This is a genomic window from Cohnella fermenti, assembly GCF_004801405.1.
Lineage (GTDB): Bacteria > Bacillota > Bacilli > Paenibacillales > Paenibacillaceae > Cohnella > Cohnella fermenti.
Genome location: NZ_SSOB01000009.1, coordinates 79,120 through 102,479, shown reverse-complemented (window position 1 = coordinate 102,479; position 23,360 = coordinate 79,120). Strand labels below are relative to the sequence as shown.

21 protein-coding genes are annotated in these 23,360 nt (G+C 59.6%); all 21 read left to right on the top strand.

Going from position 1 to position 23,360, the window contains the following annotated elements; translation table 11 throughout:
- Positions 1-7: 7 nt before the first annotated feature.
- The 21 genes from E6C55_RS09035 (at position 8) to E6C55_RS08930 (ending at position 23,360) form a co-directional block, all read left to right on the top strand.
- On the top strand, positions 8-1,519 hold the full coding sequence (locus E6C55_RS09035) for a protein-glutamate methylesterase/protein-glutamine glutaminase (RefSeq protein WP_136369457.1): 1,512 nt from the start codon (positions 8-10) through the stop codon (positions 1,517-1,519).
- A 40-nt stretch (positions 1,520-1,559) separates the two neighbouring features.
- Complete coding sequence (locus E6C55_RS09030) at positions 1,560-3,641, top strand: chemotaxis protein CheA (RefSeq protein ID WP_136369456.1); 2,082 nt, start codon at positions 1,560-1,562, stop codon at positions 3,639-3,641.
- A gap of 25 nt (positions 3,642-3,666) precedes the next feature.
- Complete coding sequence (locus tag E6C55_RS09025) at positions 3,667-4,128, top strand: chemotaxis protein CheW (protein WP_136369455.1); 462 nt, start codon at positions 3,667-3,669, stop codon at positions 4,126-4,128.
- A 3-nt stretch (positions 4,129-4,131) separates the two neighbouring features.
- A complete protein-coding gene (locus tag E6C55_RS09020) occupies positions 4,132-4,752 on the top strand; it encodes a chemotaxis protein CheC (protein ID WP_136369454.1) in 621 nt (206 codons plus the stop codon).
- Positions 4,749-5,243, top strand: coding sequence for a chemotaxis protein CheD (locus E6C55_RS09015; protein WP_136369453.1), 495 nt, complete (start codon positions 4,749-4,751; stop codon positions 5,241-5,243). Before E6C55_RS09020 ends, E6C55_RS09015 begins: the two co-directional genes overlap by 4 nt.
- A gap of 1 nt (position 5,244) precedes the next feature.
- On the top strand, positions 5,245-5,649 hold the full coding sequence (locus tag E6C55_RS09010) for a hypothetical protein (RefSeq protein ID WP_136369452.1): 405 nt from the start codon (positions 5,245-5,247) through the stop codon (positions 5,647-5,649).
- Positions 5,650-5,665: 16 nt separating this feature from the next.
- Positions 5,666-6,451 (top strand): FliA/WhiG family RNA polymerase sigma factor, encoded by a 786-nt coding sequence (locus E6C55_RS09005; RefSeq protein WP_136369451.1) that lies wholly within the window; start codon positions 5,666-5,668, stop codon positions 6,449-6,451.
- A 25-nt stretch (positions 6,452-6,476) separates the two neighbouring features.
- Positions 6,477-7,898, top strand: coding sequence for a DUF342 domain-containing protein (locus E6C55_RS09000; protein WP_230986613.1), 1,422 nt, complete (start codon positions 6,477-6,479; stop codon positions 7,896-7,898).
- A gap of 39 nt (positions 7,899-7,937) precedes the next feature.
- On the top strand, positions 7,938-8,255 hold the full coding sequence (locus tag E6C55_RS08995) for a hypothetical protein (RefSeq protein WP_136369450.1): 318 nt from the start codon (positions 7,938-7,940) through the stop codon (positions 8,253-8,255).
- Positions 8,256-8,283: 28 nt separating this feature from the next.
- Positions 8,284-8,904: a DUF6115 domain-containing protein gene (locus E6C55_RS08990; RefSeq protein ID WP_136369449.1), complete on the top strand. Its 621-nt coding sequence runs from the start codon at positions 8,284-8,286 to the stop codon at positions 8,902-8,904.
- Positions 8,897-9,478 carry a hypothetical protein gene (locus E6C55_RS08985; RefSeq protein ID WP_136369448.1) on the top strand — a complete coding sequence of 194 codons (582 nt, stop codon included), beginning with the start codon at positions 8,897-8,899 and terminating at the stop codon, positions 9,476-9,478. Before E6C55_RS08990 ends, E6C55_RS08985 begins: the two co-directional genes overlap by 8 nt.
- 274 nt (positions 9,479-9,752) lie before the next feature.
- Complete coding sequence (gene rpsB, locus E6C55_RS08980) at positions 9,753-10,451, top strand: 30S ribosomal protein S2 (RefSeq protein ID WP_136369447.1); 699 nt, start codon at positions 9,753-9,755, stop codon at positions 10,449-10,451.
- A 136-nt stretch (positions 10,452-10,587) separates the two neighbouring features.
- Positions 10,588-11,238, top strand: coding sequence for a translation elongation factor Ts (gene tsf / locus E6C55_RS08975; RefSeq protein WP_136369446.1), 651 nt, complete (start codon positions 10,588-10,590; stop codon positions 11,236-11,238).
- Between the two features lie 98 nt (positions 11,239-11,336).
- A complete protein-coding gene (gene pyrH / locus E6C55_RS08970; protein WP_136369445.1) occupies positions 11,337-12,065 on the top strand; it encodes a UMP kinase in 729 nt (242 codons plus the stop codon).
- Entirely contained in the window at positions 12,066-12,620 is a 555-nt protein-coding gene (gene frr, locus E6C55_RS08965; protein WP_136369444.1) for a ribosome recycling factor, read from the top strand.
- 63 nt (positions 12,621-12,683) lie between these two features.
- On the top strand, positions 12,684-13,490 hold the full coding sequence (locus tag E6C55_RS08960) for an isoprenyl transferase (protein WP_136369443.1): 807 nt from the start codon (positions 12,684-12,686) through the stop codon (positions 13,488-13,490).
- Positions 13,491-13,493: 3 nt separating this feature from the next.
- On the top strand, positions 13,494-14,285 hold the full coding sequence (locus E6C55_RS08955; protein WP_136369442.1) for a phosphatidate cytidylyltransferase: 792 nt from the start codon (positions 13,494-13,496) through the stop codon (positions 14,283-14,285).
- A gap of 126 nt (positions 14,286-14,411) precedes the next feature.
- Positions 14,412-15,548: a 1-deoxy-D-xylulose-5-phosphate reductoisomerase gene (gene dxr / locus E6C55_RS08950; RefSeq protein ID WP_136369549.1), complete on the top strand. Its 1,137-nt coding sequence runs from the start codon at positions 14,412-14,414 to the stop codon at positions 15,546-15,548.
- A gap of 98 nt (positions 15,549-15,646) precedes the next feature.
- Complete coding sequence (rseP, locus tag E6C55_RS08945; protein WP_136369441.1) at positions 15,647-16,909, top strand: RIP metalloprotease RseP; 1,263 nt, start codon at positions 15,647-15,649, stop codon at positions 16,907-16,909.
- Positions 16,910-16,935: 26 nt separating this feature from the next.
- Positions 16,936-18,384 (top strand): proline--tRNA ligase, encoded by a 1,449-nt coding sequence (gene proS, locus E6C55_RS08940; RefSeq protein ID WP_136369440.1) that lies wholly within the window; start codon positions 16,936-16,938, stop codon positions 18,382-18,384.
- Between the two features lie 650 nt (positions 18,385-19,034).
- Positions 19,035-23,360: a PolC-type DNA polymerase III gene (locus tag E6C55_RS08930; protein WP_136369439.1), complete on the top strand. Its 4,326-nt coding sequence runs from the start codon at positions 19,035-19,037 to the stop codon at positions 23,358-23,360.

The following is a 23,360-nucleotide window of genomic DNA, read 5'->3' as shown; positions in this document are numbered from 1 at the left end:
CTTCCAGATGACCAGGTTCAAGGTGCTAGTCGTTGACGACTCCCCTTTCATGCGCAAAGTATTCAGCGATTCGATCTCCGCGGACCCGACCTTCGAGGTAGCCGCGACGGCATCGAACGGACTCGAGGCCATCGAGAAGACGCTGGCGATCGAGCCCGACGTCATCACGATGGACCTGGAGATGCCGACCATGAACGGGTTGGAGGCGCTGCGAAGAATTATGTCCGTGAAGCCGACCCCCGTCATCATGCTGTCGGCCGTGACGGACAACGGAACAAGGGATACGATCCGAGCGTTGCAATACGGGGCGCTCGACTTCATTCGCAAGCCGGACGGCTCGGTGAAGCTGGACATCAAGCAAGTCGGCGACATGCTGCGGGAGAAGCTGCACGTCGCCATTGAGCTCGCCAAGAGAGACAACGTCCACCTGCTCGCCGCCGCGGACGATTACCCCGAGCCGGATGAGGTGCTGCACGTCGCCGCGGAGGAAGAGGCTGCCGCGGCTTCGCAAGAGCCGCCGCCTCCCGAGCCGGGATTGCCGGCTGCGGACATGCGGAAGAAGTGGGAATCGCCGCAGCTTCCCGCAGCTCCGCCGGCCAAGCCGCCGGAGAACCCGGGCGCCGAGGCCGCTCAGGCGAAGCGGTCGGGCAGAGCCGCTTGGGCGCCGGACGGGCGAAGGACAAAGGGAGGGCTGCCCGGAATCGACGAGCCTGCGGGCGATCCGCGATCGGGCAAGCGCGCTTCGCCGAAGGACAAGACGTCCTCCCGGGGCAAGCCTGCCGTCGATTTGCCTCAAGGACGGGCGAAGCCGGCAAGCCGGCTGGAGTCGGTGCACTCTCCTCCGGAGCTTCCGCGCGCCGCGCACGAGCCGGAGGCGGAATCGGGCGGCCGCAAGCAGGTGTCCGGGGACAAGGCGCCGGGATCGCCGAAGTTCGGCCACATCGTCGCAATCGGGACCTCGACCGGAGGACCGCGGGCTCTGCAGGAGGTTCTGACCTCGATCCCGCCTGATTTTCCGGCACCGATTCTGATCGTACAGCATATGCCGCCCAAGTTCACGCATTCGCTCGCGCAGCGGCTGAACAGCTTCTCGAACATTCACGTGCGCGAAGCCGTTCAAGGAGAGCGCGTTCTGTCGGGCACGGCGTACATCGCCCCTGGCGGGCTGCACATGACGCTTGTACGCGAAGCAGCCGGTTCCTATCACATCGCCTTGTCGGACGACGCGCAGGTATCCGGGCACCGCCCTTCGGTCGACCGCATGTTCGAATCGCTGCTCGGCATGAAGGAGCTGAAGCGGCACATCGTCCTCATGACGGGGATGGGAAGCGACGGCGCCAGGGCGATGATGGCACTGCAGGAAGACGGAGCGGACACCTTGATCGCCGAGTCGGAACAGACTTGCGTCGTCTACGGGATGCCGCGCTCGGCGGTCGAACTGGGGGCCGTATCGCAGGTTCTGAATTTGCAGCAGATCGCGCCCGCGATCGTCTACGAGGTTACCGCCAGAAGAAGGTAGATTTCGAGGCAAGACTAGTCGCCCAGGAGGTGTCCGTACAGTGGAAATGAACCAATACCTATCCATCTTTATCGACGAGGCCAACGATCACCTGCAGTCGCTTAACGAGAGCATGCTGAGACTGGAGCAGTCGCCCGAGGATATCGGCATCGTGCAGATCATCTTCCGTTCCGCCCATACGCTGAAGGGGATGTCCGCGACGATGGGCTTCGAGGACTTGGCATCGCTCACGCACGAGATGGAGAATGTGCTCGATATGGTGCGCAACGCCAAGCTTACGATGAACGGCACGATTTTCGACACCCTCTTCAAATGCTTGGACGCGCTCGAAGGCATGGTGCAGGACGTTGTCGGCGGGGGCACGGGCAAGGCGGACGTCAGCGAGCTGGTCGAGACGCTCAAGGCGATCGTCAGAGGCGATCTGACCGCTCCCGGGGGAGCGGCTGCGGACTCGGCCGTCGAGGACAAGCCGATCGTCGCGACGGAGCTGCTGCTGGATCAGTTCCAGATGTCCGTGCTCGAGCAATCGGTCGACAGCGGAATGAAGGTGTTCCACGTTCAGGTGTTCATTCGCGAGGATTGCGTGCTCAAGGCCGTTCGCGCCTACATGGTATTCGACTTCCTCGAGAAGAACGGAGAGGTCGTCAAGTCGCACCCTTCCGTGCAGGACATCGAGCAGGACAAGTTCGACCGCAGCTTCTCGGTCTACTATATCTCTCGCATCGAAGAGGACGAGCTTCGCGACGGGATTCTCCGGGTGTCGGAGATTGAATCGGCAACGGTGATGGGAGTCGATCGCTCCTCGCTCGCCGAGTTGGATCAATCGAAGGAGCAAGCCGCGATGCAGCAGGTTCAGGCGATCAAGCAGGCCGCCTCGGCGGCAGCGGCTCCCGCGAGCGCCGTGCCCGCGCCCAAAGCTTCGGCAGCTCCTGCCAAGCCGGTGGCGCAGCAGTCCGGGGGAGCGAGCACCGCGAACCGGACGATCCGGGTCGACATCGAGCGTCTGGATGCGCTCATGAACTTGTTCAGCGAGCTTCTGATCGATCGTTCCCGGCTCGAGCAGTTGGCCTCCGAGGTGCGCCGCAACGATCTGACCGAGACGGTCGAGCATATGGCGCGCGTGAGCGGCGACCTGCAGAATATCGTGCTTAAGCTGCGGATGGTGCCGGTCGAGAGCGTCTTCAATCGCTTCCCGCGCATGGTGCGGGACCTCGCCAAGTCGCTCGACAAGAAGCTGGAGCTTGTGGTCACGGGAGCCGAGACCGAGCTGGACCGGACGGTTATCGACGAGATCGGCGATCCGCTTGTCCACTTGATTCGCAACTCCGTCGACCACGGCATCGAGATGCCAGCGGTTCGCACGGCGGCGGGCAAGCAGGAGACGGGGACGATTCACCTTCGCGCCTTCCACAGCGGCAATCACGTGTTCATCGAGATTCAAGACGACGGGGCCGGCATCAATCGGCCGAAGGTGCTCGACATCGCGATCAATAAGGGCATTGTGAAGCCGGAGGACGCGAAGAAGCTCAGCGACGACGAGATCAACATGCTTCTGTTCGCGCCGGGCTTCAGCACGGCGGACAAGATCTCCGACATCTCCGGACGCGGGGTCGGGCTCGACGTCGTCAGGTCCAAGATCGAATCGCTCGGAGGCCGGGTCAGCGTGACGTCTGCGATCGGGCACGGCTCGATCTTCTCGATTCAACTGCCGCTGACGCTGTCGATCATCTCGGCGATGCTGATCAAGCTCGGCTCCGAGAAGTATGCCTTCCCGCTGTCGTCGATCGTCGAGACCGGCTCGATCCGGCGAGAGGACATTCGCGACCTCCAAGGCAACAAGGTGATCGAATACCGCAAGTCGATCATCCCGGTCGTCTCGCTAGCGAGGGTGCTTGATGCGCCGGATTACCGGGACGATGAAGAGAAGGAGACCGAGATGCTCGTCATTCGCAAGGGGGACAAGCTTGCGGCGGTGCTCGTCGACGAATTCATCAGCCAGAGCGAGATCGTCCTGAAGACGCTCGGCAAGTACTTGGCGAACCAGAAGCTGATCTCGGGAGCGACGATCATGGGCGACGGGCAAGTGGCGCTTATCGTCGATCCGAACGCTCTTATCAAATAACGGAACAATAATAGGAGGGCTCGACATGGCAGAAGAGTTGAAGGTAATTGTCTTTACGCTTGCGCACGAAGAATACGGCATCGAAGTCGACAAAGTAAGGACGATTGAGCGCATGGTTCCGATCACACGCGTTCCGAAGACGCCGGCATTCGTCAAGGGCGTCATTAATCTTCGCGGCGTCGTCATTCCTATTATCGACTTGCGAGGGCGATTCGGGCTTCCGGAATCCGAGCCGACGGAGAATACCCGGATCATCATCGTGGCGGCGAACGACCTGGAGGTCGGCTTTATCGTCGATTCCGCGAACGATGTCGTCGACATCATGAGCGATACGATCGGCGTTCCTCCGGAGGTGGTCGGCGGAATCAAGGCGAAGTACCTGAGCGGCGTGGCCGCGCTCGGCGACAACCGGCTGCTGATTCTTCTGAATCTGTCGGAAGTGCTGAACCGTTCCGAGATCATTCAGCTCGAGCAGATGGGAGATTGACGAGTGGAGCTGTTTAATCACGATCCGGACTTCAAGATGGACGTTCTCCGCGAAGTCGGGAATATCGGCGCCGGCCATGCTGCGACCGCGCTGTCCCGACTTCTGGACAAGCCTGTGGACATGGCCGTTCCGACCGTCAACTTCGTCCCCTTCGAGATGATTGCAGATCGCGTCGGCGGATCGGAGGAAGTGGTTATCGCGATCTTCCTCCGGGTGGACGGAGAATGTCCGGGCAACATGTTCTTCCTGATGAGCAAGCCGCAAGCTTCCAGGCTGCTCCTGGTGCTGCTGGGATTCGAAGCGGCCGAGAGCGATAAATATTCCGAGATGGAGTTGTCCGCCTTGTGCGAGATCGGCAATATTCTTGCCGGATCCTACTTGTCGTCTCTTGCGGATCTAACCGGCCTCTCGATGTCCCCATCGGTTCCGTCTATCGCGGTTGACATGGCGGGAGCAATTCTCAGCTATGGTCTGCTGCAATTCGGAACGATGGGAGACGATGCGCTGCTCATCGATACGACATTCCTGAAGGGTGAGCAGGAAGCGGAGGGGCACTTCTTCTTCATCCCGGACCCTCAATCCTTCGAACGAATGTTCGTCTCTCTCGGAGTGCCTATCGAATGATAGAAGTCCATATTGTGAAGGTCGGAATGGCCGACCTGAATGTCGCTTCCGACGGAGCTTCCCTTAAGACGACGGGGCTTGGCTCTTGCGTAGGATTAACCTTGTACGACCCGAGCCGGATGATTGCCGGAATGGCGCATATTATGTTGCCTTCCTCGGAGATTGCGCGCGAAGGACAGCTCAACCTTGCCAAGTACGCGGATACGGCAATCCCGGAGCTGCTTCGCAGGCTTCTGGAGCTGGGAGCGGACAAGCGCAGGCTGATCGCCAAGCTGGCCGGCGGCGCCCAGATGTTCGCTTTTGCCGGAGGCAGCGATAGCCTCCGAATCGGACCGCGCAACGTCGAATCGAGCAAGCTGACCTTGGCCGCAATGGGAATTCCGATCGCCTCGGAAGATACGGGGGGCAACTTCGGACGTACCGTGGAGTTGAACAGCCAGACCGGCATTCTCTCCATTCGCAGCGTGCAGCATGGTGTAAAGGAGATTTGACATGGCTCTTTCTTGGCGTTTCGTCTTGGGATTCGGCGGGTTCGGGGCGTTGCTGACGTTCTTGTTCTCGATAGGAAGCAATCCGCCGGGGACCACGATTATCCGCAGTTTCTATGCTTTTGCCGCCTTCCTGGCGCTTGCGCTTGTCCTTCGAATCGTGCTGTCGGTGCTACTCCGCCCGGCCGCGCTTCCTCAAGAGGAGTCGGAGGAGGCGCGGGGAGCGCATCTTGATCTGGCGACGCCAAGCGACGACGCCGAGCTGACGGATTTGATGAAGGGGCAGTGGTCCGGGGAGCAGGCTCCCGTGGCCGGATTCCAGCCCTTGCAGCCTGCAAGGTTCGTATCGATCGACAATGCGAATGACGAACGGATGGTACAGGCGGTTCGACAGATGAAGGACGAATAAGGAAGGTGAAGCAAAAATGATCGATCATAAACGTTCGCGGCTTTCCCACCAATCGTTCTGGCAGCGTTGGAAGGAAGATGGGGATCTGGAAGCGAAGAAGCAACTGATCGAACATTATTTGCCGCTCGTTGATTACGTCTCAAGCCGGATGGCCGTCGGACTTCCGAAGAACGTCACGAAGGACGACCTGGTCAGCAACGGCGCGATGGGGCTGATCGACGCCATCGAGAAATTCGATTACCAGCGGGGACTGCAGTTCGAGACTTACGCCTCCTGGCGAATTCGCGGCTCGATTATCGACGGACTTCGTCAAGGAGATTGGGTCCCCCGATCGGTAAGGGATAAAGCGAAAAAAATGGAAGACGCATATACCGTTCTGGAGCAGCGGAACTTGCGCTCCGCCACGGACGAGGAAGTGTGCGACTACCTCAACATAACGGACAAGGAATTCCAACAGATGCTTCAGGAGGTGGCGGTCTCGACGATCTGCTCGCTGGAAGATCCCATTCGCGAAGAGGAATCGGAGACCCGGCTGACCTTGCTCGTTGACGACAAGGCGGTAAATCCGGAATCCAAGGTTCACGAGACGTTCCTGAAGGAGACGCTCATGCAAGGGATCGACCGGCTGACGCCGAAGGAGCGAACTGTCGTCTCGCTGTTCTACTATGAAGATTTGTCGCTGAGCGAGATTGCCGAAGTGATGTCCTTGTCGCCTTCAAGAATCTCTCAATTGCATTCCAAAGCCATCCTGAGATTAAGAGCGGCGTTAAGCAAGCAGAAGGATCAGCTCATGCATAAATGAGAACCTCGGACTGGAGGGGCGAATCATGTCTAACGAGAAGATGACGAACTTGGATGAAGCCATGCAGATAGAGCTCTCCGAAGATAAGATGTCGGCTTTTCTCATCTTCAAGCGCGTGGAAGGAGCGATTCAGGTATCGGTTCAGGACCTGGAGAGAATCTTGGCCGGACGGGGCGTGAAGCACGGCATCGAGCGCGACGTTCTGGGCATGATCTCTGCTCGGCCGCAGGACTTCTACTTCAGCCAGAACATTGTCGCGAAGGGGACGCCTGCGAAGAACGGCACGGACGGGTACATCAAGGTGCTCTTCGAGGACGAGGCGGCGCAGGATCGCAGGCCGACGGAGCGCTCCGACGGAAGCGTGGATTATCGGGAGGTAAGCCAACTGGCCAACGTGAAGGCGGGCCAACTGATCGCGGAGCGATACCCTCCGCTGCCGGGAGCGTCCGGCACCGATGTGACCGGGGGAGAGCTGAAGCCGAAGGACGGCAAGGAGGCTCACTTCAAGGTCGGGAAGAACGTGGTCGTCAATGCGGAGAGAACGGCGATGTACGCCGCGGTGGACGGGCTCGTTACGAAGACGGAGAAGGACAAGCTGAACGTCTTCCCCGTCTATGAAGTGAACGGGGACGTCGACTATCGTTCCGGCAACATCGACTTTGTTGGAACCGTCGTCATTCGCGGCAACGTGCTGAGCGGGTTCAAGGTTCGGGCCTCGGGAGACATTCGCGTCACCGGAGGGATCGAGGGGGCCGAAGTGGAATCCGACGGGTCGATCGAGATCAGCGGCGGCATTATCGGCAACAACAAAGGTCTGGTCAAGGCCGGACGGGCCGTGAGATGCTCCTTCATTCAGGAAGGAATCGTACACGCGAACGAGGACGTGGTGGTCACCCAGAGCATCATGCACTCGAACGTGAGGGCGGGCAAGGAGATCATCTGCCTCGGCGCCAAAGGGCTGATCGTCGGCGGCTCGCTGCAAGCGGGAGATCGGGTTGCCGCCCGCATGATCGGCAACTCGATGTCGACCGCAACGACGATCGAGGTCGGGGTCCGTCCGGAGCTCAGGAACGAGCTGGGCGAGCTGCGGGCAACGATTCGCACCCTTACGGATTCGCTGGACAAGACGGACAAGGCGCTTGCGCTCCTGAACCAACTGGCCGCGACCGGCCAACTGCCGCCTCAGCGGATGGCGATGCGCCTTCAGTTGAACGCAACGCGCAAAATAACGGCGGAGGAGCTGCTTAAGGCGAAGGAGAGCATTCTTGAGATCGAGAAGGTGCTCGAGGATGCGTCGAACTCGCGAATCGATGCGGCCCATACGATCTTCGGCGGCACGAAGCTTGTGATCGGACGATATACCCGATTCGTCAAGGACAGCATGCAACGGGTATCCTTCCGCTTCATTGAAGGGGAGATCGTTCCGGTTCCTTATGTCGGGAAATAAAACGAACAATCTCTGATTCGGGAAGGCGGGTGCAAGAGGATGGCGTATAAGCCGCTGGATTTGCAGGTGTCGATGCCTCGTACGGTGGAGATGTCCCCGCTGCAGCAGCAACAGCAGCAGCGGCCGGCGATGGAGCAAGCCGCGCTTGGCCAGCAAGCGGTGAAGCAGGCCGAGAAGCAGGCGCGCAGCAACACGAAGGCGGAGGGGGCGGAGAAGCGCTCAATCTCCGATAAGGAACCGAAGCAGAAGCAGAAGCAGGCATCGACTCGCAAGAAGACGAATCCGGACGATCCGGAAGGGACGGAGAACGTCTCCGCGCATCCGTACAAGGGCAAGCATCTCGACATATCGCTGTGAGCGGATGGCATCGAAAGGAGACAGCCAGGTGGAGTCATGGATCACAATCGTCATAACGGGAGCCGCGATCGCCGGGTACGGCCTGCTGCTTCCGAAGAACGCGGCGGCCGGCAAGCCGGACCAGGCGGCGTATCAAGCGGAGGCGGCATACGATCGGTTGCTCGAGGATCTCGAAGCGGAGAATCGGGAATTGATCGATGCCGTCTCCGAGTTTAAGCGAGAGCAGGACGCGACGGTGGATAAGCTGAGCAGCCGAATTCGGGAGATGGAGCGGCAGATGACGGAGTTGGCGGATCGCGAGCGGACCGCGGAAGCGAAGCTTCCGACTGCCGCCGCCGTTCTCGTTCCCGCAGCCGCCGTTCAAGCGGCTGCGGCAAGCGAAGCGTCTTCCGCGCCGCTGCCATGCCCGTCGCCGCCGGGCACGGACAAGCTCGCGCAGGAGGACGCCTATGCGCAGGCGGCGGCCGCCAAGGAGCCGGAGGAGGCTCCGGCCGCTCCCGCAGGCATTAAGGAGCGTTATGCGTCCTTAATGGAGCTGCACGGCCGGGGCCGTTCGATCGAACAGATCGCCAAGGAGCTCAGCATGAACAAAGGCGAGATCCAATTGATTCTGCAATTGGCCAGACGGGAGGAGAAGGACCGTGCTTAAACGTCGGGGATTGCTGATCGGACTCGGACTCGGCCTGATGATCGGCGCATCGTCGCTGCAACTGATGCTGGCCGCGGAGAAGGGAGCATCGTCGCTTAACCTGTCCGATGCCTCGCTTACGCGGGAGGAGCTGCGGGAAGCGGCCGAGGCGCAAGGCTTCGCGCTTGTCGACGCTGCCGTTAAGACGTACACCCAGGAAGAGCTCGATGCGGCCGTGCAGAAGGCCGGCAGCGACGCGCAAGCGGCCGGCGGCACCGACGGCATAGCGGGGAGCGGCGCCGACGAAGCGGCGACCGGGCCGGCTTCTTCAGCCGCTTCGCCTGCATCCTCTCCCGCCGACTCTTCCGCTGCCTCTAGTGAAGAAGAACACACCTATTCGTTCTACATCCGCGCCAAAGCCAGCTTGCTCGAGGTGGCGACAGGGCTCGAAGAGCTCGGACTTATCGACGACAAGGAGCAGTTCGCGAAGCAGGCTGCCGCATACAGCAAGAGCCTGAGAGTCGGCACGTGCTTGTTCGTCGGGAAGCCGACGTACGAGGAGATTATCGCGGAGATTACCAGAGCCAAGTATTGACGCAAACAAACTCATGTTCGCTTTTTCCGCGCATTCCGAGCGCCGCCGAGGTCAAGTCGTCCTGCTGCGACCGACTTGCCTGCCTTATTTTCACAGTGAAATTGAGCATAAGCCATTGCTAACGCAGTGGAGTTATGATATAGTATTCCCCGGTGTGAAAAAACGCACGCCGTTCAATTTCGTCGGCGGTGCTTCTCTGCTAGAGAAGTTCCGGCGGAAGACGCGATCGGCGGAGGGATTCACCTACACAAAACCACTAGGAGGTGCAGTAAAGATGGCAGTAATCTCCATGAAGCAGCTTCTCGAAGCCGGGGTACACTTCGGTCACCAAACCCGTCGTTGGAACCCTAAGATGGACAAGTACATCTTCACTGAACGCAACGGCATCTACATTATCGACCTGCAGAAGACGGTCAAGAAAGTCGACGAAGCGTACAACTTCGTTCGCCAGCTCGGCGAGCAAGGCGGAACGATGCTGTTCGTCGGCACGAAGAAGCAAGCTCAGGATTCCGTTAAGGAAGAAGCTGAGCGCAGCGGCCAATATTACATCAACCAACGTTGGCTCGGCGGTACGCTGACGAACTTCTCTACGATTCAGAAGCGTACGGATCGTCTGCATCAACTGACGAAGTGGGAAGAAGACGGCACGTTCGAAGTTCTTCCGAAGAAGGAAGTTATCCTGCTCCGCAAGGAGAAGGATCGTCTCGAGAAGTTCCTCGGCGGCATCAAGAATATGCGCAAGCTTCCGGACGCGTTGTTCATCATCGACCCTCGCAAGGAGCGCATCGCGGTAGCCGAAGCTCGCAAGCTGGGCATCCCGATCGTCGGCATCGTCGACACGAACTGCGACCCGGACGAGATCGACTACGTCATCCCGGGCAACGACGACGCCATCCGCGCCGTGAAGCTGTTGACGTCCAAAATGGCTGATGCCATCGTCGAATCGCGCCAAGGCGAAGAAGCGACGGTCTAAGCGAGGCCGACGCCAATAAGCAAATCAAGCAAGGGTGGTCAGAAGTGAACCTTCTCGCCGCCCTTTTTTTGAAGAACAAAATCGATTCGTCCGTCCGGCGGGAAACGCCGCGCGGCATATACAGGAGGTCATTCACTTGGCAGTAAATGCAGCAGACGTCAAGACGCTCCGCGAGAGAACGGGAGCGGGCATGTTGGATTGCAAGAAGGCGCTCGAAGAAGCGGGCGGCGATATCACGAAGGCTTCCGAGCTCCTGCGCGAGAAGGGCCTTGCAGCGGCAGCCAAGAAGGGCGACCGCGTCGCAACCGAAGGCCGCGTTGAATCGTATATTCATGGCGCGGGCCGCATCGGCGTCCTTGTCGAAGTCAACTGCGAGACCGACTTCGTGGCGATGACCGATCAATTCAAGGAATTCGTGCGCGACCTCGCGATGCACATCGCAGCAGCGGCTCCCAAGGTTGTTCGCCGCGAAGAAGTCGAGGCAGCCGACCTGAACAAGGAACGCGAAATCCTGCGCAACCAAGCTCTGAACGAAGGCAAGCCGGAGAAGATCGTCGACAAGATGGTCGAAGGCCGCATCAACAAGTACTACGAAGAAGTCGTTCTGCTTGAGCAATCGTTCGTCAAGGACCCGGACAAGACGATCCAGACGCTGCTGAACGAGAAGATCGCAACGATCGGCGAGCAGATCTCCATCCGTCGCTTCGTTCGTTTCGAACTGGGCGAAGGTCTCGAGAAGAAGCAAGACAACTTCGTAGAAGAAGTTATGGCTCAAGTCAAAGCATAAGCAACCCGAATCAGAAGGGAACACAGCGTGTTCCCTTTTTCTTAACCTAATCGGTCCATGCTTCGCGCGGGCCAAATCGAATGCTGGAGGTACAAACGTTGAATCGTCCCGAATACAAACGAGTGGTGCTGAAGGTCAGCGGAGAATCGCTGTCCGGGTCGAATGGGTACGGCATCGACGCCGCGACAATTCTATCGATCGCCGAACAAGTGCAGGAAGTTGTCGAGCTGGGGGTAGAAGTAGCGATCGTCTGCGGCGGAGGCAACATTTGGCGCGGAATTTCCGGAAGCCAGAAGGGGATCGATCGCGCAACGGCCGACTACATGGGCATGCTGGCGACGGTCATGAACTCGCTTGCTCTGCAGGATGCTCTTGAGCAGATCGGAGTGCCGACACGCGTTCAAACCTCCATTGCCATGCAGCAGATCGCGGAGCCCTATATTCGCAGGCGGGCGATTCGCCACCTTGAGAAGGGACGCGTCGTTATCTTCGCCGCGGGAACGGGCAATCCGTTCTTCTCCACCGACACGACGGCCGCTCTTCGCGCCGCGGAGATCGAGGCCGAAGTCATTCTCATGGCGAAGAACAAGGTAGACGGCGTCTACAGCGCGGACCCGTTCAAGGACCCGACCGCCGAGAAGTACGAACAACTGACGTACCTGGACGTTCTGAACAAGAACCTGGGCGTCATGGATTCCACCGCCTCGTCGCTCTGCATGGACAACAATATTCCGCTCCTCGTATTCGCGATTACGGAGCAAGGCAATATTAAACGTGCGGTCATGGGCGAGAAAATAGGAACGATTGTAAAGGGGAGCGTGAATTAAGTGCCTCAAACGATCAAGAAGAACGCGGAAGACCGAATGGAGAAAGCGCTCGGAGCGCTTAAACGGGATCTTGCGACGCTGCGGGCGGGCCGCGCGTCTCCGGCGATCCTCGATCGCGTGCAAGCGGAATATTACGGCGCGCTTACGCCGGTCAACCAGCTCGGTACGATCAATACGCCGGACTCCCGCACGCTGATCATTCAGCCGTGGGACAAGTCGGCGCTGGCGGCGATCGAGAAGGCGATCCTCAAGTCCGACGTCGGTCTGACGCCGGCGAACGACGGGACGATCATTCGCCTGAATATCCCGGCGCTGACCGAAGAACGCCGTGCGGATCTCGTGAAGGCGACGAAGAAGTTCGGAGAGGAAGCCAAGGTTGCCATCCGCAACATTCGCCGCGACGCCAACGACGACATCAAGAAGAAGGAGAAAGGCGAGATCTCCGAGGACGAGTCGAGGCGCCATCAGGAAGACGTTCAGAAGATTACCGACCGCTATACCGCGGAAGTCGATAAGATCCTTGTCGCTAAAGAAAAAGAAATTATGGACGTGTAACGCCTTCTACTCCGACCCCTCCGTCAGGTGGGGTTTATTGTTCTTGAACCAAGGGGGACAACCATGACGAACCGTTTCTTCGGCTGGATACGGCGCCTGCGAGGCGGCAAGGCTCATAAGGAGAACGAACGGCAGAGACGGGCGGACCCGGGAAACGGCGACGAACAGGCAGTCAAGGTGCCGCAGCACGTAGCGATCATCATGGACGGCAACGGACGCTGGGCGAAGGCGAGAGGATTGCCGCGAATAGCCGGCCATCACAGCGGCATGAAGGCGATCAAGCGGGTTACAAGAGAAGCGGATCGCCTCGGCATCCGGTACTTGACCTTGTACGCGTTCTCCACGGAGAACTGGAAGCGTCCCAAAGCCGAAGTCGACTTCCTCATGAAGCTCCCCCAAGAGTTTCTGGCGCTTGAGCTGGACGAGCTGATGGAGAACAATGTCCAGGTTCGCATGATGGGAGTCGAGAACCTGCTGCCGGATTACACGCTGGCCGCGATCGAGGAAGCCGCGCGCAAGACCGCGAACAACACGGGACTCGTTCTTAACTTCGCGTTAAACTACGGCAGCCGCATGGAGATGGTAGAAGCCGCCCGCAAGCTGGCCAGACAGGCCGCGAAGGGCGAGCTCGATCCCGAAGCCATCGACGAGCGAATGTTCGGAGCGAATCTGCTCAGCGGCGACATTCCCGACCCGGACTTGCTCATTCGCACAAGCGGAGAGCTGCGCCTGTCGAACTTCATGCTGTGGCAGATTGCTTACAGCGAATTCTGGTTCACCGACGTCTATTGGCCGGAATTCAACGAACAACATCTGAACGAGGCAATAAACGAATATCAACGCAGGGCAAGGCGCTACGGGGGGCTGTAATCGATGGTTCAGCGATTAATATCCGGTGTCATAGCGGGTCTAATTTTTCTCGGGGTCATTCTTCTAGGCGACGGGTATTATTCCGCATTTCTTACGATAGTAGCGCTGCTCGGGTACCACGAATTCGCCCGGCTGAACGGATTCCCTCCCTTCAGGTGGGACGTGATCGCCGGGTACGCGGCGGTGCTGCTGCTCTCCGTGCCGGTTCCCCCGTTCGGCTGGGACCCGGTCTCCATCGAAGGCTGCACGTGGCTGCTCTTGTTCCTGCTTCTGTCGAGCACCGTCTTTAGCAAGAACAAAATCCATCTCGAACACGCCAGCCTGCTCTTCCTGGGCGCATTCTACATAGGGATCGGCTTCCGCTATATGGTGGTCACACGCGATCTCGAGCACGGCGTCTTCTGGACGCTGCTTACCTTCTTCTGCATCTGGGCTTCGGACGCCGGCGCTTACTTCGTCGGACGAGCCGTCGGGAAGCGCAAGCTGTGGCCGGCCATCAGCCCGAACAAGACGGTGGAAGGAGCTGTCGGCGGTCTTGTCATCTCGGTCATCGTCGGCCTCGTGTTCTACTTCCTCCATCCGAATTGGGTCGGACTGTGGCAGGCGATGGGCGTTGCGCTTGCTTCCGCGATCGCGGGCACACTCGGCGATCTGGTGCAATCCGCTTACAAGCGGCTCCGCGGCGTGAAGGATTCGGGCAATCTGCTGCCCGGTCACGGCGGCGTGCTCGATCGGACCGACAGTTGGCTCATCGTATTCCCCTTCGTGCATGTGCTCGGCCTGCTTCCGAACTGACGGAACGGTCGAACTGACGGAACGGCTGAACTGACGGAACGGACGAGCGGACGGGGAACCGGGCGAATTGACGGAACCGACCGGGCTGCCGCCAAGTCGCAACATTGATGGAGGACTGACATGACCATTCGCAAAATAGCGGTGCTGGGAAGCACCGGCTCGATCGGTACACAGACGCTGGACGTCATCTCCCGGAATCCCGAGGCTTATGAGGTCGTTGCGCTGGCCGCCGGAACGAACGCCGAGCTGCTGCTGACGCAGGCGCATGCGTTCCGCCCGAAGCTCGTGTCGATCGCGAGCGAAGAGGCGGCCGCCCGGCTGCGGGGCGAGCTTCCGGAAGGAACCCGCCTGCTTATAGGGGAGGAGGGGCTGACCGAAGCTGCGGCGGGCTGCGGCGCGGATTATGTCGTCTGCGCCCTTGTCGGGGCGGTCGGCCTTCGTTCGACGCTCGCCGCCATCGACGCGGGAGCGGCGATCGGGCTTGCCAACAAGGAGACGCTTGTCACCGCGGGTCACATCGTGACGAAGCGCGCCGGCGAGAAGGGCGTTCCGCTGCTTCCGATCGACAGCGAGCATTCCGCCATCTTCCAATGCTTGAACGGGGAAGACGGAAGAGCGGTCAAGCGGCTGCTCATCACCGCCTCGGGAGGCAGCTTCCGCGATCGAACGCGGGAACAGCTTGTTCACGTTACCGTCGAAGACGCGCTGAAGCATCCCAATTGGTCGATGGGAGCGAAGATTACGATCGATTCGGCGACGATGGTCAACAAGGGGCTTGAAGTGATTGAGGCCCACTGGCTGTTCGGGCTCCCGTACGAGCAGATCGACGTCGTTCTGCACCCGGAGAGCATCGTCCACTCGATGGTCGAGTTCTCCGACACGAGCGTCATCGCGCAGCTCGGCAACCCGGACATGAGGGTGCCGATTCAATACGCCCTCACGTATCCGCAGCGCCGGCCGTCGCCGGCTTCTCCGCTGGACTTGGTCAAGGCGGGAGCGCTTCACTTCCGCGAGATGGACTTCGTCCGTTACCCTTGCCTGCGCATGGCCTACGAGGCCGGACGAGCGGGCGGAACGGCGACGACGGCGTTCAACGCGGCCAACGAGGCGGCGGTCGGCCGGTTCCTGCGCGGCGAGATCCCCTTCCTCGCGATCGAATCGATCATCGAGAGTGTGCTTGGCAAGCATGATGCGATAACGAATCCGGATCTGGAGACGATTCTCGGGACCGACGACTGGGCGCGCCGCGAGGCGCTTAAATAATTGAGACAATCTTTCCCCCAGTCCGTATTCTCTTGTAACGGCTCGGAGAATAATGTTAATCTAAGGACAGCCGTTACAGGCAACGGGGGTAGAATCGCATGGAAATGGTAAGGATCGTATTTCTGACGGTATTGGTGTTCTTCGTGCTGGTCACGATTCATGAATTCGGGCATTTCTACTTCGCGAAGCGCGCGGGAATTCTTGTGCGAGAGTTCGCGATCGGCTTCGGCCCGAAGCTCTTCTCGATCAAGAGAGGAGAGACGAGATTCACCCTGCGCCTTCTTCCGGCCGGCGGCTTCGTCCGCATGGCGGGGGAGGACCCGGAGGTCGTGGAGATGCAGCCGGGACAGACGGTCGGCCTCCGCGTCAAGGACGGCAAGGTCACCCGCTTCTATCTCGACCGGTTGGATGAGCGCTCGCAGATCGTCCGGGGCGAGATCGTCTCGCTCGATATCGAACGGAGCTTGTATGTTACGCTTGACGTCGACGGCGAGACGGAACGCTATGACGTCCATCCGCAGGCGCTTATCGTGGCCAGAGGCCAGGAGACGCAGATTGCGCCGCGCGACAGACAGTTCGGCAGCGTCTCGACGGGCAAGCGGGCGATGGCGATCTTCGCGGGTCCGATGATGAATTTTATTCTCGCTTTCTTCTTGTTCGCGCTTTATCTGCAGCTCGCCGGCGTCGCCGTCGAGAATTCGTCCAAGGTGTTCGTCAGCGGAACCGAGTCCGGCATGCCGGCGGCGGAATCCGGCTTACATAAGGGAGACTGGATCAAGACGGTGGACGGCGAGACGATCGGCGGCGACAGCACCAAGCTGGTCGAGAAGATTCAAGCGTCCGCGGGCAAGCCGATGGAATGGACGGTCGAGCGCGACGGTCAGGACGTGACGCTTCGGATTACGCCGGATGCGTCGACCGGCAAGGTCGGCATGTATCTAAGCCCCGAGACGCGGCAGGCGGGCTTCGTAGAGACGTTCAAGTTCGCGGGCACAACGATGGTCGACATGACCGGCCGGATCTTCGAAGGCTTCCGCAAGCTGATCTTCGGCGAATTCAAGCTGGACGATCTGGGCGGACCGGTCCGCACGGCCGAGATGACCGGACAGATCGCGAAGCAGGGCATTCCGGAGCTGACCTCGTGGGCGGCCATCTTAAGCTTGTACCTCGGCATCTTCAACCTGCTTCCGATTCCGGCGCTCGACGGCAGCCGCCTTCTGTTCATCGGCCTGGAAGCCGTACGGGGCAAGCCGGTCGATCCGAACCGGGAGAGCATGGTGCACTTCATCGGCTTCGCGATGCTCATGCTGCTGATGGTCGTCGTGACGTACAACGATATTTTACGATTGGTTAAAAATTAGCCGCAGTCAGGGATTGGAGAACCGATATGTCGAAGGATAAAGGGTTTGTCAGCGAAATTACGCCTCAGGCGGAAGACTTCTCCCGCTGGTATATTGACGTCATCAAGAAGGCCGAGCTCATGGACTATTCGCCCGTTCGCGGCTGCATCGTCTTCCGTCCGGAAGGCTATGAGCTGTGGGAGAACATCCAGCGCGATCTCGACCAGCGCTTCAAGGATACGGGCCACCGCAATGCGTACTTCCCGCTGTTCATTCCGGAGAGCTTCTTCCAGAAGGAGAAGGAGCACGTCGAAGGCTTTAATCCCGAGCTTCCGTTCGTAACGGAGGCCGGCGGCGAGCAACTGGAAGAGAAGCTTGCCATCCGTCCGACGTCGGAGACAATGTTCGGCCACATGTATTCCAAGTGGATTCAATCCTATCGCGATCTTCCGCTGCTCATCAACCAATGGGCGAACGTCGTTCGCTGGGAGAAGCGGACGCTGCCGTTCCTGCGCACGAGCGAATTCCTCTGGCAGGAAGGCCATACCGCTCACGAAGACGAGGCCGATGCCCGCCGGGAGACGATGCAGATGCTCGACGTCTACACCGAATTCGCCGAGAACGTGCTGGCGATTCCGGTCATCAAGGGCCAGAAGACTCCTTCGGAGAAGTTCGCGGGTGCGGTCGATACGTTCTCGATCGAAGCGATGATGAAGGACGGCCGCGCGGTGCAGGCCGGCACATCGCATTATCTCGGCACGAACTTCGCGGTTGCGTTCGATATCAAGTACCTGAGCCGCGACAACAACCTGGAATATTGCCATACGACGTCCTGGGGCGTGAGCACGCGCCTGATCGGCGCGCTGATCATGGTTCACGGCGACGACAGAGGGCTTGTCATGCCACCGAAGGTCGCGCCGACGCAGGTGATCATGATTCCGATCGGCCCGCCGAAGACCCGCGAGCAGGTCATCGCGAAGACGGACGAGCTGTTCGCCGAGCTGAAGGCGGCCGGCGTGCGCGTGCGCGTCGACGACCGTTCCGACGTGTCGCCGGGCTGGAAGTTCAACGAGTACGAGATGCGCGGCGTTCCGATCCGTCTCGAGCTCGGTCCGCGCGACCTGGACAACGGCGTCTGCGTGCTCGTCTCCCGCGTGACCGGCGAGAAGAAGCAGGTTCCGCTGGACAACATCGCCGCCGAGGTGAAGGCGGCTCTCGACGCGGTTCATGAGGAGATGTTCGAGCGAGCCCGTCAGTTCCGCGAGGACCACTTTTATTCCGTCGAGACGTTGGACGAGCTCAAGTCTTCCGCCGACGAGAAGAGAGGCTTCGCGCTTGCCGGCTGGTGCGGTTCCGACGCTTGCGAGCAGCAAGTGAAGGAAGAGACCGGCTACACAAGCCGCAATATTCCGTTCGAGGCGGCCGAGACGAAGGCGAAGTGCCTCGTCTGCGGCGACGCCTCGAAGCATACGGTCGTGTTCGCCAAGGCCTATTGATCTCAGGCAGCCCCAAGAGCGCCCTGCGTCGCGATGACGCGGGGCGCTTTGTGCGAATATGCGGTTGGGAATGGTGGCGGGCCGGTGTTCGTCGCGCGAGCCAGCGAGGCGGGGGAATGTGGCGCCGGTCGTTGCCGGAATTTATGCGCAAATTCGCATTCGCATTCGTATTCGCGTTCGCGCGCACGTCGCTCGATTGCTCGATGCCACGGATTTATGTGAAATTTCACATTCGTGCAGCTCGATAAGGGCAAGGTGGAGGAATATATGTGAGAAATCACATTCGTAGAGGAATTTCCGACGCGGGTGGCCGTATATATGCTAAAAATCATATAAAACGCCGTGATTGCCCCCAATCCAAACGAACGAATGTGAAAAATCGCATAAAATCGTGAGTCGTGGGCGGCAAGCGGTGGATCGCAGTCGGGAGATGGCAGGCGGCAAGCGGGAGATCGCAGGCGGGAGACGGCAAGCGACAGATCGCGGACAGTATATAGCGTGTCGCATCGGTTCTGTCGATGTTTGTCTATTGAGCGGTTCGGGAAGGTGCGGTAGAATAAATGTTCGAGGTATTTGAGGCAATAGCAGGTTTGAAGCAATAGATAGTTCGAGGCAATAGGTTTGGCGATGGAATGCGGGGAGGAACGTACATGCAACCGACAGCGGATCAGAGGAAGCGATATGAACTGCTGCTTAAGCAGTCCGGCGTCTCGGCACAGTGGATCGATGAGTTTTTCCGGGAAGGGTACATAGAGCGGGTCGAGATCGACCGCGGCAAGCAGGAATGGCATCTCTATCTCTATCAAGGAACGACTCTGCTGCCGGCCAACGTATATGGGGAAGTGTGGTCGAAGCTGCGCGGCGAGATGGCGAACAATCCGGTGAAGGCGATCCAGCTCTCGCTTCGCTATGCCGAAGAGGTGGCGACGAGGGCCGTTCTGGAGCAATATTGGCCGGTATTCGTCGTATGGATGCAATCGGAGGTCGCTTCCGTCAACGGCTGGCTCGCGAAGGCGAGACCGGAGGTCGAGGGCGATCTGATCACGCTCTTCATGCTGGACCAGACGGGGCTGGAGATGGCCAGGCGCAAGAACATCGACAGTTGCGCGGTCGCATTCTACGAGAGCCGGTTCGGCCGGTCGTGCCGGGTGAAGCTCGCCGTCGGGGAATCCCGGCAGGAGGCGTACGAGGAATGGAACCAGAAGGTCAAGAAGGAAGAGACGGTCGCCATTCAGAAAATCATGGAGAGCGCCCGGGACGACGCGCCTCCTCCGGACGAGGGCGGAGACGCGCCAAGCGTGTTCGCGCACGGCTACGAGATCAAGGACCCTCCCGTGCCAATCCAGGACATTCGGGAAGAGGAGAAGAAGATCACCGTTCAGGGAACCGTGTTCGGCCTCGATGTCAAGGAGCTTCGCAACGGCAACACCTTGTTCACGTTCAACATTACCGACTATACGGATTCTCTCGGCGTCAAGCTGTTCGCGAAGAACAAGGAAGACTTGAAGATGTTCGGCTTGATCGAGAACGGCAAGTGGCTGAAGCTGCGCGGACGGGTCGAGTATGATCGCTTCATGAACCCGCCCGAGCTGATCATGATGCCGAGCGACGCCCGGGAGATGAATCCGCGTCCGCCGCGCAAGGACGAAGGCGAAGAGAAGCGGGTCGAATTCCATCTGCACACGACGATGAGCACGATGGACGCGGTCACGCCGGTCGATGCGTACATCAAGACGGCCGCCAAGTGGGGACACAAGGCGATCGCCGTCTCCGACCACGCGAACGTGCAATGCTTCCCTGATGCCGCGAAGGCGGGCAAGAAGAACGGCATCAAGGTGATGTTCGGCGTCGAGGCGAACGTGGTGAACGACTCCGTCCCGATGGTGCTGAACCCGCGCGAGGAAGCGCTCATGGACGCAACCTACGTCGTCTTCGACATCGAGACGACCGGTCTCTCGGTTACGGCGAACAAGATCATCGAGCTTGCAGGCGTGAAGATGAAGGACGGCAAGGAGATCGACCGGTTCGCGACGTTCATCAATCCGCACGAGCCGATCCCGTACAACATTCAGCAGCTCACGAACATCAACGACGAGATGGTGAAAGATGCGCCGGAGCTCGAGCCGAAGCTGAAGGAGTTCCTCGAATTCGCCGGCGACGCCATTCTCGTTGCCCACAACGCGCGGTTCGATATCGGCTTCTTGCAGCACAACTGCAAGGAGCTCGGCCTTCCGCCGATTCCGAATCCGGTGCTGGATACGCTCGAACTGGCCCGTTATATTTATCCGACGATGAAGAATCACCGGCTCAACACGCTTGCGGATCTGTACAAGGTCGCGCTCGAGAGCCATCACCGCGCCATCGACGATACGCTCGCGCTCGGCGGCATCTTGAACGGGCTGATCAAGGACGCGGCTTCGCGCAATGTCACGATGCTGGATCGGCTCAACGAAGCGAACGGGAACAGTTGGAAGACGACTCGCCCGTTCCACTGCGGCATCTATGCGCTGAACGCAGTCGGCAAGAAGAACCTGTACAAACTGATCTCGATGTCTCACACGGAGTATTTTCACCGCGTTGCCTGCATTCCGAGAAGCAAGCTGATCGAGTTGCGCGAAGGGCTCCTTATTCTGTCCGGCTGCGAGAGGGGCGAGCTGTACGAGACGGTGCTCAACAAGTCGGTGGAAGAGGCCGAAGAGGTTGCCGAATTCTACGACGTGCTGGAGATCCAGCCGCTCGACTTCTATATGCACCTGCTGGACAAGGGGCTGGTCGGCAGCCGGGCGGAGCTGGAGGAAGCGCTGCGGAAGATCGTGCGGATCGGGGAGAAGACGAGCAAACCGGTCATCGCGACCGGCAACGTGCACTATCTGGAGCCGAGAGACAAGCTGTTCCGCGACATCACGATCCACGGCATTACCGGCTTCAGCCCGCTTAAGGATCAGCGCAAGCCGGACGCGCACTTCCGGACGACGCCGGAGATGCTCGAGGCGTTCGCGTTCCTCGGAGCCGAGAAGGCGCGCGAGGTCGTCGTGACGAACACGAACGAGCTGGCGGATCGCTTCGAGGAGATCAAGCTGTTCCCGGACGAGCTGTTCACGCCGATCCTTGACGGGGCGGATGATGAGATTCGGAACACCTGCTACGAAACCGCCAAGACCTTGTACGGGGAAGAGCTCCCCGAAGTCGTCGTGGCTCGCTTGGAGAAGGAGCTTGTCCCGATTATCAAGTACGGCTTCTCGGCCAACTATCTCATCTCGGAGAAGCTCGTCAAGAAGTCCAACCAAGACGGCTATCTCGTTGGCTCGCGGGGGTCCGTCGGTTCGTCCGTCGTCGCGACGTTCCTGGGAATATCGGAGGTTAATCCGCTTCCTGCGCATTACCTATGCAAGAATCCGGAATGCAAGCACAGCGAATGGATTCTGGACGGAAGCGTCCCTTCGGGCTTCGACTTGCCGGACAAGGCGTGTCCGAACTGTGGGACGATCATGCGCGGCGAAGGTCAGGACATTCCGTTCGAGACGTTCCTTGGGTTCAAGGGGGATAAGGTTCCCGATATCGACCTTAACTTCTCGGGCGTCTATCAGCCGCAAGCCCACAACTATACAAAGGTTCTGTTCGGGGAGAAAAGCGTTTTCCGTGCGGGCACGATCGGCACCGTCGCCGAGAAGACGGCGTACGGCTTCGCGAAGAAGTACGAGGAGGAGCATCAGAAGTCGTGGCGCGGAGCGGAGCTGAACCGTCTGGCGTCCGGCTGTACCGGAGTCAAGCGCAGCACCGGCCAGCACCCGGGCGGCATCGTCGTTGTGCCGGACTACATCGAAGTCGAGGACATCACGCCCGTCCAGTATCCTGCCGACGATACGAGCGCCGAATGGAAGACGACGCACTTCGATTATCACGCCTTCGACGCGAACCTGCTCAAGCTCGATATTCTGGGGCACGATGATCCGACGATGATGCGGATGCTGCAGGACTTGACCGGCGTCGACCCGACGACGATTCCGATGAACGATCCGAAGGTGATGAGCATCTTCAGCTCGGTCGACGCGCTTGGGGTTCGGCAGGACCAGATCCGCACGCCGGTCGCCACCTACGGGGTGCCCGAGATGGGCACGCGGTTCGTTCGCCAGATGCTCGAGGAGACGAAGCCGTCCAGCTTCGCCGACTTGCTGCAGATCTCGGGGCTGTCGCACGGAACGGGCGTATGGCTCGGCAATGCGCAGGAGCTTATCAAGAACGGAACGTGCACGATCAAGACGGTTATCGGCTGCCGCGACGACATCATGCTGTTCCTGATCTACAAGGCGGGAATGGACGCTTCGCTCGCATTCAAGATAACGGAGAGCGTGCGTAAGGGCAAAGGCCTTACGCCGGAATGGATCGAAGAGATGAAGAAGTGCGGAGTGCCGCAATGGTACATCGATTCGTGCCTGCGCATCGAGTACATGTTCCCGAAGGCGCACGCCGCCGCGTACGTCATCTCGGCCGTCCGCACGGCCTACTTCAAACTGTATTATCCGATTCAATATTACGCGACTTATTATTCCGTTCGGGCGGCCGACTTCGACGTGGATATTTTCTGCCAGGGGTATGACGCCATCCTGAAGACGATCAACGAGATCGAAGCGAAGGGCTTTCAGGCGTCGACGAAGGAGAAGAGCATGATCTCCATTCTCGAGATGGGGCTGGAGATGACGGCGCGCGGCTTCAAGTTCAAGCCGATCGACCTTTATCGATCCGATGCAACGGAATTCATTATCGACGGAGACTCGCTCATTCCGCCGTTCGCGGCGATCGCCGGCATCGGCGACAACGCGGCGAAGGCGATCGTGGCTTCCCGCGAGGACGGCGAGTACCTGTCGATCGAAGACTTCCAGCGAAGATCGAAGGCGAGCAAAACGATTATCGAGCTGCTCACCGGCATGGGCTGCTTCCGGGGGCTGCCGGAATCCAATCAATTGGCGCTGTTCTGA